General features: G+C 52.2%; 6 protein-coding genes and 1 riboswitch. All 6 genes read left to right on the forward strand.

From position 1 onward, the window contains the following. Positions 1 to 38: 38 nt before the first annotated feature. Positions 39 to 1,772 carry a histidine kinase gene (locus tag LQ229_RS10980; RefSeq protein ID WP_230191722.1) on the forward strand — a complete coding sequence of 578 codons (1,734 nt, stop codon included), beginning with the start codon at positions 39 to 41 and terminating at the stop codon, positions 1,770 to 1,772. A 31-nt stretch (positions 1,773 to 1,803) separates the two neighbouring features. After that, positions 1,804 to 3,423: a response regulator gene (locus LQ229_RS10985; protein WP_230191723.1), complete on the forward strand. Its 1,620-nt coding sequence runs from the start codon at positions 1,804 to 1,806 to the stop codon at positions 3,421 to 3,423. A gap of 61 nt (positions 3,424 to 3,484) precedes the next feature. After that, a complete protein-coding gene (locus tag LQ229_RS10990) occupies positions 3,485 to 4,246 on the forward strand; it encodes an SDR family oxidoreductase (protein WP_230191724.1) in 762 nt (253 codons plus the stop codon). 48 nt (positions 4,247 to 4,294) lie between these two features. Continuing rightward, a complete protein-coding gene (dgoD, locus tag LQ229_RS10995; RefSeq protein ID WP_230191725.1) occupies positions 4,295 to 5,443 on the forward strand; it encodes a galactonate dehydratase in 1,149 nt (382 codons plus the stop codon). An 846-nt stretch (positions 5,444 to 6,289) separates the two neighbouring features. Further along, on the forward strand, positions 6,290 to 7,753 hold the full coding sequence (locus LQ229_RS11000; RefSeq protein ID WP_230191726.1) for a protein adenylyltransferase SelO: 1,464 nt from the start codon (positions 6,290 to 6,292) through the stop codon (positions 7,751 to 7,753). Positions 7,754 to 7,920: 167 nt separating this feature from the next. Continuing rightward, positions 7,921 to 8,004: riboswitch (cyclic di-GMP riboswitch) on the forward strand. Between the two features lie 185 nt (positions 8,005 to 8,189). Next, entirely contained in the window at positions 8,190 to 12,719 is a 4,530-nt protein-coding gene (locus LQ229_RS11005; protein ID WP_230191727.1) for an isopeptide-forming domain-containing fimbrial protein, read from the forward strand. Positions 12,720 to 12,800: the final 81 nt, after the last annotated feature.

Here is a 12,800-nt window from a genome sequence, read left to right on the forward strand (position 1 = left end):
GCATCGAGTGATCGGAAGCGCACAAAGGAGAGGGCGGCATGTTCAAGTCTAACATTTTCCGTAAAATTGTACTCATGATCTTTCTATTCCTCGTTCCGATCATCATTTTATACAGCATTTCGACGAGCATTAGTACGGAGGTAGTCAAGGAACAAATTCAAACTTCCAACTTGAATCAGTTGACGTTTCTATTGAAACAATTGGATACCAATATCGAGCAGTTGTCAATGTTTCCGATTTTGCTCAGCTACGACCCTTATATTCGGGAATTTATCGATCGAAGGCCGGAACGATTGTTTGACGCGCTCAATGCGGAATATCGCATGATAGAGAAGTTGAGCCTGCAAAGCGTATCGAACGCATGGCAGAACGATCTGGCCGTCATCTTGCCGCGGGAAGGCAAATCGATTTCGTCGAATGTGTTTCAGACCCATCTCAATCAGCAGACGGCAGGCCCGGTATATGTCCAATGGACCTATGCGAAGGAAGGCGCCGGCAAAAGCCAAAGAAATTATTTCGTCCGCGAGATTGGCGAACCGGCAACGGAGTCCTGGCGGCAATCGGCGAAAGCGATATTCCGTGTCAGATTCGACAGCCGCAATCTAACGATGATGCTGGACAGTTACAAGGACGGCAAGGATAACGATCCTTTCCTGTACCATCCTCAGGAGCAGCCGATTTTGAACAGCACATCTTCGGCGGACATGACGAACGAACTGATCTCGCAGCTTGGCGATGAGCAATTAAACGGCATGGAGTCCGGGCAGGAGCTTGTCGTGCTGGACGGCCATCAATACTTGGTAAGCTTTGTGAAATCGAAGCAATTGGATTGGTATCTGATCGACTATGTGCCGTACCAAAGTGTAATCGCACCCATTACCAAAAGCAGAAACTTTTTCTACATTATTCTCGGTCTGCTGCTTATATTAGTCGTTACGGCTTCGTTCTCGCTTTACCGGAATGTGCAGCGGCCGCTGCGCCAGCTTATTCTGAACTTCCAGCGGATGAAGCGGGGCGATTTCTCCGCGCGGATTCGTTATCGGGCGAGGAATGAATTCGACTTCCTTATTTTCCGTTTTAATGAGATGGCCGATCAGATTCAGATTTTGATCGAAAAGGTTTACGCGGAAAAAATTCAATCGCGCGAAGCGACGTTGAAGCAACTGCAATCGCAGATCAATCCGCACTTTTTATACAATTCGTTGTTTTTCATTATCAATTCGGCCATGATGGACGATCGGGAGTCGGTGGTGAAAATGTCGGAAAATTTGGCCGAGTTTTACCGGTATACGACCCGCGTGGAGAAGCAATGGGTGACGCTTGAGGAAGAGCTTGAACTGGTACGGCATTATTTAACGATTCAAAATTTGCGCATGGAACGGCTCGCCTTCGAAATGGACGTGCCGGAGAAGATGCTGGAGCTGCGAGTGCCGCGGCTGATTATACAACCCATCGTCGAGAACGCGATCGTTCACGGCATCGAGAAGACGCCCGGCGGCGGTCTCATTACGATTACAGGCAAACAGGAAGGGGATGCCAATTATATCTTTATTGAAGACGACGGCGCGGGCATGACGCAGGAACAGTTGGATCAACTGCACGCGAGACTGAAGCTTCCGATGTCTGAGGAGATCGGTTGCGGCACATGGAACGTACATCGGCGCTTGCTGTATCGGTTTAGAGGTGACTCCGGCCTCACCTTCGAACGGCTGCCGGAAGGAGGCATACGGGCAACGATTGCCTGGATGGGGAACAAGGGATTCGGAGAATAGGATAGAATCATCGTGACTGGGGGTTCTGAAGATGCAATTGCTAATTGTCGACGATGAATCGCATGTCGTAGATCGGCTATCCGCGACGATCGATTGGCCGTCGATCGGAATCGGCCAGGTGTATCGCGCCTATTCCGCGTATGAGGCGCTTTCGTTGCTGCAGCAATTCTCGATTGATATCGTCATTACGGATATTCAAATGCCGGGTATGACCGGATTGGAATTGATCGGCGAGATAAAACGAAGGTGGACAAGAACGAAATACATTTTGCTGTCGGGTTATTCGGATTTCGAATATGCGAAAGAAGCGATCCATCATCAAGTCGAGGATTATTTGCTGAAGCCCGTCAAGGAGCAGGAACTGCTGGCAACGGTAGGAAGGCTCAAGGACAAGCTGGTTCACGAATGGGAGCAGGTGCTCTCCGTTCGCAATTTGACGCGGACGCTGCGGGAGAACCTCCCTCTGCTCAAAGGAAATTTATTGAATGAACTGCTTCAAGGCAGGCCTATCGAAGAGGCGGTATTGCTTGACCGCATGCAAACGCTGGGGCTGCCCGATATGTCCCGCCGGCATTGCGCATTGATGCTGGTGCGGATGGAGGAGCCTTTTATCGACTATGATTTCTCCAGCGCGTCTCTGATCGAATATGCCATTTGCAACATGGCCGAGGAATTGTTCGAGGGCGCCTTCGAACTATGGCATGCCAAAGACGCCCACGATTATTTGGTTTTCGTCGTCGTCTGCAAGGAGGAAACGGCTGGGGAGGAGGGTTCGCTGCTGTTCGAACGGACCGCTTCCCATTTGCAAACGGTTGTGCGGGAGTTTCTGAAAGGCCATATCTCCGTATTGGTCAGCGGCTGGGGCAGTTTCCCTTCCGACCTGCCCGCCCTGTACAACAGCTGCATATCCGCATCCCGCAAACGCATCGGCAGCGAGCAGGATTTGTTCCTGCGCGTGGCGGAGGATCTCGTCAAGGTAGAAGTCGAATCTCTGCATAGCTTGTATGAACCGCCGACGCTGATCCATATTCTTGAAGCGGGGCGCTGGGACGAATTGGCCGGAAAGCTTGAACGGATCTTCGACGAGCTTGGGCGGAAGTGGTCGGATTCGCAGGAGCATTTGCTGGAAGTGTATTTTGCGATCAGTTCGGCTTATTCCTATATCGCTCACAAGAACGGCCAGTCTTTATCGCAATTGATCGGGGACGATTACGACAAGCTGGTTGCCGGGCGGCCGTTCCGGTCGATCCACCAATTGCGCGAATGGTCGATGCGCATCCTGGAACGGTTGAAGGGGGACTGCGACCGTGAAATGAAGGACAGCCGGACGAGGCTGATCCGGGACATCCATCGATTGATCGAGACAAATCTGTCGCAAGATGTAAGCCTGCAGACAATCGCCGAACATGTCCATATGCATCCGGTCTATATCTCCAAAATATATAAGTTGGAAACAGGCTTGAACCTCAGCGATTATATCGGACAAATCCGCATGGACAAAGCCGCATATTTGTTAAGCAATACGCAAGGGAAAATTTACGAAATCGCCGCAATGGTCGGCTATCAGCGGCCGCATTCTTTCAACCACGCCTTCAAGAAATACTATGGAATGACGCCGCAGGAATACCGGGATAGTCTTTCAACCAAGTGAGCTTAAATAGATAGGTTTACTTGATTTTTTGAACAATGACTTGGAAAAGGACGGTATAATGATGAGAGAGTTATTCGATTTGACAGGCAAAAGGGCCATAATTACGGGAGCGAGCCGAGGGTTGGGCAAAGGGATTGCTGCGGCGCTGCACGGAGCGGGCGCGGAGATCGCCATGCTCGACATATCGGACGATGCGCCGCTAGTAGCGGAGGAGTTAAGCCGGACGGGGGCGCGCGTTCATGCGATTCGATGCGATTTGCTGGATCGGGCCGATCTTGAGCGCGGTTTTGCAGAAGCGCTGCAAGCATTGGGCGGCAGGCTGGATATCCTCGTGAATAACGCCGGCATGCATGATCGCAGGCCATGTCTCGACTTGCCGGTGGAGAGTTGGGATCGGGTGCTGGAATTGAATCTAACCGCCGTCTATCAATTGTGCCGGTTCGCGGGCGCTCTTATGGTTCGGCAAGGAAGCGGGAAAATCATTAACATGGCTTCGATGCTCAGTTTCATCGGCGGTTATCATGCCTCCTCCTATGCGGTCAGCAAGGCGGGAATCGCCCAACTGACGAAGTCGTTGTCTAACGAGTGGGCGATTCACGGCATTCAAGTGAACGCGATCGCGCCCGGCTATATGGCGACGGAGATGAATACCGATTTGATGCAGGACGATGTCCGGCTCCCGCAAGTGAATTCCCGCATTCCCGCGGGCCGGTGGGGCAAGTCGGAGGATTTGGGCGGCATCGGCATTTTCCTCTCGTCGTCGGCCTCCGACTATGTTACAGGCGCGATCATACCGGTGGACGGGGGTTATTTGGCGAGGTAATCCGGGGAGAGGCGTTGCAGGGAAATTTGGGACAGGAGTGATCGATTGATGAAAATTCGCAGCGTCGAGTTGTTTAAAGTGCCGCCGCGCTGGCTGTTTCTCAAGATGGAAACGGACGAAGGCATCGTGGGATGGGGAGAACCTGTCGTGGAAGGCAAAGCCGATACGGTAAAGGCGGCCGTGGAAGAAATGAGCGAATATATGATCGGCAAGGATCCGATGCGGATCGAAGATCTTTTCCAGGTGCTGTATCGAGCGGCGTTTTACCGGGGAGGCCCGATCCTGTCGAGCGCAATATCGGGTATTGAACAAGCGTTATGGGATATTAAAGGCAAATATTATAACGCACCGATCTACGATTTGTTGGGCGGTGCGTGCCGCGATAAAATCCGCGTCTACAACTGGATCGGCGGCGACCGCCCGAGCGATGTGGGCGAGGCGGCCAAACGGCAAATCGCCGCCGGCTTCACGGCCGTGAAGATGAATGCGACGGAAGAAATGCACTATATCGATTCGTTCTCCAAAGTGGATCAGGCGATTGCCCGAATCGCCGCGGTGCGGGAGGCCGGCGGTCAAGATTTCGGGATCGGCATCGATTTTCACGGGCGCGTACATAAGTCGATGGCCAAGATTCTGGCCAAGGAATTGGAGCCGTTCCGTCCGATGTTTATCGAAGAACCGGTGCTGCCGGAGAATAACGAGGCATTGAAGGAAATCGCGCGCTATACTTCCTGTCCGATCGCGACCGGCGAACGGATGTACACGCGCTGGGGCTTCAAGCAGTTGCTGGCGGAAGGGATCGTGGATATTATTCAGCCGGACCTGTCCCACGCCGGCGGCATACTGGAGACGCGCAAAATTGCTGCGATGGCGGAAGCGTACGATATTTCCGTTGCGCCGCATTGCCCGCTCGGCCCGATTGCGCTGGCCGCTTGTTTGCAGCTTGACGCCTGCTCTCCGAACGCCATTATTCAAGAGCAGAGCTTGGGCATTCATTACAATCAAGGAAATGACATTCTCGACTATTTGGTTGACCCGTCCGTTTTCGAATATAAGGATGGCTATGTAAACAATTTGACGCTGCCCGGCCTCGGCATCGAGGTGAACGAGGCGAAAGTCCGCGAAATGGCTGCGATCGGCCATAATTGGCGGAATCCCGTATGGCGGCAGGAGGACGGCACGGTCGCGGAGTGGTAGGCAATGGCGTTGGCGTTGCATCGAAAAAGGCTGCGGATTCGAGTTCATTGGAAGTTGCCATGTGTGATTGGCCGGCAATCACCGTGTTGAAGACGAATTCCTGCAAAAACGGATGGATTTGCCCAACTAAACAGGAAATGAGGCAAAAAGCCTGCGATTGGAGTCAATTTCATCATACCGCTGCACCGCTGGCGATCCGTCGAGCGGGCTAACGAAACTAGAACACGCTAATAGCCTGTAAATGGACCCCATTGCTGGTGTAACGAAACTAGAACACGCTATTGAGGGGAGAAGGTTGGTAAACCGGCCGATTTCCAATGAATAACGATTTGTACTTTCTTTAGGGTGGGAACGTCTTCATTGCGAGCCCAATAAGGATTGGCAGTTTCGTTAGCGCCTAGGTCCGCGCGGATCGCCTTGGAAAACAGGAAGCTATCCCCTTCTATATCCGCAATAAAGCAGATTACATCATCGGAGGAGAAGGATGAAATTGACTTAAAATGCAATGCAATTACTCAATGTGGCGTTGCATCGAGAAAGTAGTATCCGGACCGTACGGCCGTTATTATGCGTCAAAATCGCTTATTCCCAGTTTAGGGGAACACTGGTTCCGTTAATCATTCGTCGGAGGGCTTGTTTTTGAGCTTTTGCCGCGAATAAAGGATCGTCTGTCCGCAAACGGTCCGAAATCGGACCGTTTGTCACAATTAAACGTATCCCGTGTCCGCGAATTTGGAGCAGGGCGGCAGACGATGTTATTGGTTTATATTCTTGCCCATGATTATTATTTGATGTAAAAGAAAAACAATAAGATACAAAAAAGACATAAGAAAAAAGGAAGGTACAATGACTCAGGAACTCACAGGATGGAACTTCGACAACAGTTACGCCCGTCTGCCGGAACTGTTCTTTTCCAAGGTCGACCCGACTCCCGTACATTTGCCGAGGCTGGTTGTTCTTAACGATCGATTGGCGGCGTCTCTCGGATTAAACCCCGAAGCGCTGCGCAGCGGGGACGGCGCAGCGATGCTTGCCGGCAATCGGATTCCCGCAGGCGCCGAGCCTCTTGCGCAAGCGTACGCAGGGCATCAATTCGGGCATTTCACGATGTTAGGGGACGGGCGTGCGCTGCTGCTCGGCGAGCAAATCACCCCTGCGGGCGAACGGTTCGATATTCAACTGAAAGGTTCGGGAAGAACGCCATATTCCCGACGAGGCGACGGCCGGGCGGCGCTTGGGCCGATGCTGCGCGAATACATTATTAGCGAAGCGATGCATGCCCTTGGCATTCCTACGACCCGCAGTCTGGCGGTGGCAACAACCGGCGAGTCGATTCTCCGCGAAACCGAGCTGCCCGGCGCGGTTCTGACCCGTGTAGCTGCCAGCCATCTGCGCGTCGGGACGTTTCAATACGTTGCAAAATGGGGGACGGTTCAGGATCTTCGGACCCTTGCTGATTATATACTGCAAAGGCATTTTCCGGATTTCGGCCCCATCGGGAACCGTTATCTCTTTTTGCTGCAAGAAACGGTCAAGCGCCAGGCTGCGCTCATTGCCCAATGGCAACTGGTCGGTTTCATTCACGGGGTGATGAACACCGACAATATGGCTCTTAGCGGAGAAACGATCGATTACGGGCCCTGCGCTTTCATGGATGCGTACGACCCGGCGACGGTGTTCAGTTCCATTGATACGCAAGGCCGTTACGCTTATGGAAATCAACCGTATATTGCCGCTTGGAATCTCGCGCGATTCGCCGAAACTTTGTTGCCGCTGCTGCATGACGACGAGGCGCAGTCTATCACAATGGCCGAGGATGCGCTATCGGATTTTGCCTCGTTGTTTCAGCGGAATTGGCTCGCAGGCATGAGGGCGAAGCTGGGGATTTTTAACGAAGAGCGGGAGGACGAATCCTTGATCGGAGACCTGCTCGGTATGATGCAGAAGTATCGTGCGGACTATACCAATACGTTTCTAGCCTTAACCTTTGACAAGATGGAGGACTCGGATTTATCTTGCGCTGCGGAATTCGCTTCATGGCATGAGCTCTGGCAGGCGAGGCTGAGTAGGCAGCAGGAATCGCAAGCCTCCTCGCATCAGTTGATGCTTGGCAGCAATCCCGCGCTCATCCCCCGCAACCACCGGGTGGAAGAGGCGCTGGAAGCCGCGGCGGAGCGAGGAGATTACAGCGTGATGGAACGGTTGCTTCATGTGCTTTCCAACCCGTACGCGCACTCTCCCGAACAGGCGGAATATTCCGCGCCGCCTGCGCCGTCGAACCGGCCTTACCGAACGTTTTGCGGCACCTGACATTTCCTCTTCGCAAGCGGCCCTCTCTTTTCAGGGGGGGGCGCATTTGCATTTATTCGACAAATAATTAGAGATCTCAACAAATTTAGGGCTAATCTACCTAATCGTCAAACCTATTTCAATATATACTAAAGGTAATTTTGTTTCAAAAAATTCAATATATTCTCGTATGATAATAGCAAACTCGTTGAAAGACGGGGACGCAAAGCTACAGGGGCTAACGGATTGTCCAATGCCAGCCAGCTGCCGAATACGATGGAAAACTCCGTCTGTTGGCGCATGTTCGTTTATGGATGGAGTTTTTTATTTTTTAAAAAAGGAGTAAGGCAAGGTGGTGATTACAGCAAAGATTTTAATAAAGACTTATAAAATTGGCCGGTAGGGAGGGAAACTATTGAAGGCGAAAATAATAGCAAATCGGATTTTTAAAATTTTGATGGCTTTTCTCATCATTTTCTCGTATCCAATGCTGCCTTTGCACAATCAAAATGCAAGTGCGGCTCCTGCGGATGGGAAGTGGCTGACTTACAAGTTGGATGAGTTTTCACCCAGTACGATTAATCAATTGTTTACTTTAAATGGTCGTGCGCAAGTTCCTGCCGGGGCCAATTTTATCCGATTGACGCCGACAGCGACAGAACAAAGCGGGGCAGTTTTTAACAATAAAGAAATTTGTCCTGTAAACAATTACTCATTCAGTACGGCTTTTTCATTTGAAATGAGGAATCCGAGTCCTGCAGGTGCAAGCGACGGGCTGACCTTTACCATTCAGACCGGTACAACCAGTCAAGACGCAGTTGGAGGCGGACTTGGGTTTTATGGCATTAAACCTAGTTTTACGGTTAAGTACGATACCTTCCAAAACCCTGGTTACGATCCTTCTGCAAACTACGTTGGACTCGCAGAAAATGGGCCGCTCGAAAATAAGGATGGCTGGTATACGGATTTGGATGAGTTTAATAGGGATCATGGCACCAATTTTAAATTATCTGACGGAAACCGGTATTATACATGGATCGACTATGATGGTTTAACTCAGAAAGTTCAGGTTCGTCTAGGTATTTTGCCGGATCGGGAAAGTTCTTCTTTAATATTGGATGTAGACGGTATCGATCTTGGTACGATTTTTGACGGGGGAACGTACCATGCCGGTTTTACCGCATCAACCGGATACCCAAATTACGAGAACCATGATATCCATAGCTGGTACTTTATCAATGACTACGCTCCTATTGAAACACTCGATCCGCAAAATGATTACAAACAAGCGCCGAGCAGTTTGGAGTTAACGACGGAAGCGGCCGATGAGCAGGGAGAGCATCAAGTAACGGTAACGCTGCTTGATCCGCTGGGCAATCCGGTTTCCGGCGCTTCGCTGGAAGCACTGACTGCAACTTCAGGCAATCTAACCGGGCCGAACGGAGAATCCGTAACCGAGTTATTATCCGATGCGAATGGGAAGATTCATGCCGTCTTAAAAAATGCCGATCGATCTCAGGACATTACGATCTCGGCGAAGACCGGTTGCGCTACGGCTTCCGACACGATTCCGGCTTCTAACGAACCGCCAATCGGTTCGGTCGTTGTCGCTGAAAAATCGGTATCTCCGGAGGGAGAAGTATTTGTCGGGGATGAACTGACCTATGAAGTGAAGGTTAAAAATGAAGGCGGTGACATTGCGGCAGATGCTGTCTTTGAAGATGTCATCCCTGCAGGAACAGAATATATCCCGGGCACCATGAAAATTGTCAGCGGGGCAAGCGCCGTCAATTTGACCGATGAGAACGACCAGGACGCCGGATATTTTGACGGTAATAAAGTCATCATCCGACTCGGCGACTTGCCGAACACGGCCAATTTGCCTGACGGAATCATCTTACAATTCAAAGTCAAAGCGTTGGCAAGCCATGTCGGCGAGCCGGTCGCCAATAAAGCGATTGTAAGCTATAAAAACTTACTAATTGGTGAAGATGCAACGGCCGAGTCCAATGAAGTGACAACACCGGTCGAATATAGAGTACCGCAATTAGAAGCTGAAAAAAAGGCTGCGCTGCTTGAAAAAGCGGAAGGAAACACGGATGACGAGCATCCGGAAGCGGGCGATACGATTCTGTATACGATTCAGGCACGGAATACGGCCGCGGGCAGCCTGATTGAAAACCTCGTGATCTCCGACGTCATTCCGGAAGGTCTGGAATACGTGCCGGGCACGTTGAATGTTGACGGTACGCCGGTAAGCGATGCACAGGACGGGGATAAAGGCCACTATGCGGACGGACAAGTCTTTGCCCAGTTCGGAGATGTCACCGATACGGTGTGGCATACGGTGACGTTCCAGGCGAAAGTGTTGGCCGGACAAGCGGGCAAAGATATCCGGAATGTAGCTGTGATAAGCGGCGATAATGTCGGCACCCCGAGTACGCCGGAAGAAGTGGTTGAGGTTTATCCGCGGGCCGTTGCACTGGAGTCGAATAAGTCGGCAACGCTGCATGCGAAAGCGGACGGCAATACGGATGCGGATCATCCGGAAGTCGGGGATACGCTGCTGTACACGATTCAGACGCGGAACACAGTCTCAGATAGCTTGGTGGCCAATCTGACGATTACGGACGTCATTCCGGAAGGTCTGGAATACGTCCCGGGCACGTTGACCGTAGACGGAACCTCGGCGAGCGATGCTCAGGACGGAGATAAAGGGCACTTTGCGGACGGTCAAGTCTTCGCCCAGTTCGGGGATGTCACGGATACCGCATGGCATACGGTGACGTTCCAGGCGAAAGTACTGCCTGGCCAAGCGGGCAAAGATATCCGGAATGTGGCCGTGGTGAGCGGCGACAATGTCGGCACTCCGAGCACGCCGGAAGAAGTGGTTGAGGTTTATCCGCGGTCCGTTGCGCTGGAGTCGAATAAGTCGGCATCGCTGCATGCGAAAGCGGGCGGCAATACGGATGCGGACCACCCGGAAGTGGGCGATACGCTGTTGTACACGATTCAGACGCGCAACAAGATAAGCGATAGTTTGGCGACCAATCTGACGATTACGGACGTCATTCCGGAAGGTCTGGAATACGTGCCAGGCACGTTGACCGTTGACGGAACCTCGGTCAGCGATGCTCAGGACGGGGATAAAGGCCACTATGCGGACGGACAAGTCTTTGCCCAGTTCGGAGATGTCACCGATACGGTGTGGCATACGGTGACGTTCCAGGCGAAAGTGTTGGCCGGACAAGCGGGCAAAGATATCCGGAATGTAGCTGTGGTAAGCGGCGATAATGTCGGCACTCCGAGCGAGCCGGAAGAAGTGGTTGAGGTTTATCCGCGGGCCGTTGCGCTGGAGTCGAATAAGTCGGCATCGCTGCATGCGAAAGCGGGCGGCAATACGGATGCGGACCACCCGGAAGTCGGGGATACGCTGCTGTACACGATTCAAACGCGCAACACAGTCTCAGATAGCTTGGTGACCAATCTGACGATTACGGACGTCATTCCGGAAGGTCTGGAATACGTGCCGGGCACGTTGACCGTAGACGGAACCTCGGCGAGCGATGCGCAGGATGGAGATCAGGGCTATTATTTGGCCGGTCAAGTGTTTGGCCAATTCGGCGATGTAACGGATACATCTTGGCATACGCTCGAGTTCAAAGCCATCATCAAATCCGGGCAGGCTGGGAGAGATATCCACAATGTAGCTTTGGTAAGGGCCGACAATATTGGAACTCCAAGCAGGCCGATATCGAAAGTAAAGGTATATCCGCGGCACCCGTTCATTGAAACGGAGAAGACGGCCGCCAATCTGGAATCAGGCAAGAGCACGTTTGAAGTCGGGGATACCGTTGCATATACGATCCGCGCAAGAACGGTGGTAAGTGATACCTATATCGCGAATTTGACGATTACGGACACGATACCCGAGGGATTGGAATATGTTCCCGGCAGCTTGAAGGTGGATGGCGTTTCTGTAACGGATGACGAAGGCGATGATCGCGGACATCACGTCACCGGCGTGGTGTACGGCGGATATGGCGACATCTGGGATATGGATTGGCATACGCTGGAATTCCATGCTGTCATCCAATCCGGACAAGCCGGTCAGACGATCAAAAATACCGGTACAGTTACCGGAGACAACATCGGCGAACCCGGAAGGCCGGCAGAAGTGATCGTCGTAGAGGAAGACGGGACGGTGGTCACACCGCCGCCTGTGGTCACACCGCCTGATGAGGTTACACCACCGTCCGGGGGGACGCCGCCCGTGACCGTTCCGCCCGTAACACCACCGGCCCCTGTGATCGAATCCAGAAAAACCTCAAGGGATATGGATGGCGGCAGCATTGAGGTCGGCGACACGATAGAGTATACGATTATGGCGCGCAACACCGTTTCCGGCAGCCGTGTTTCGAACATGGTCATTGCGGACGAATTGCCGGCAGGTTTGGCCTATATGCCAGGCACATTGAAAGTCGACGGCCATCCGGTAACGGATGAAGCGGATGGTGACAATGGTTATTATGCTACCGGTAGAGTCGTCGGAGAAATTGGCGATGTAACGGATACGAACTGGCATACGATTGTGTTCCAAGTTCGGGTCGAGCCGGGCCAAGCCGGCCATAAGATCAAGAACGTCGGTGAAGTCTCTGCGGATAATGTTAGTGTACCGGGAGAGCCCTACGAGGAGATCGTCGTTGCCGGAGAGACTGACAACGAGAACGAACAACCGGGCCAACCGGGCGAGTCGGGGGAGACAGAAACAGCCCAAACAGCTCCGACTGATCCGACTTCCGAGCAGCCTTGGGAATCTACAAGCATAGGGAAGGGCACGGAAAGAAGCATCAAGGACAATGGTCTTCATTACCTGCCCAAAACAGCGACCAATATGTATACTTATTTATTGGCAGGGGGCATGCTCCTGATTGCCGGCATGTGGCTGATCAGAAGAAAAAAGACCGATAAAAAGAATGCCTCGTAGCAAAAACGAAAAATGCAGCTCTCTCCTTCGGGAGACGGGCTGCATTTTGCATAGGATCGATTCCTGGCAAAACGAAACGGC

Origin of the sequence: Paenibacillus sp. CECT 9249 (assembly GCF_918697855.1) — a bacterium.
In the GTDB taxonomy this organism is placed as follows: domain Bacteria; phylum Bacillota; class Bacilli; order Paenibacillales; family Paenibacillaceae; genus MSJ-34.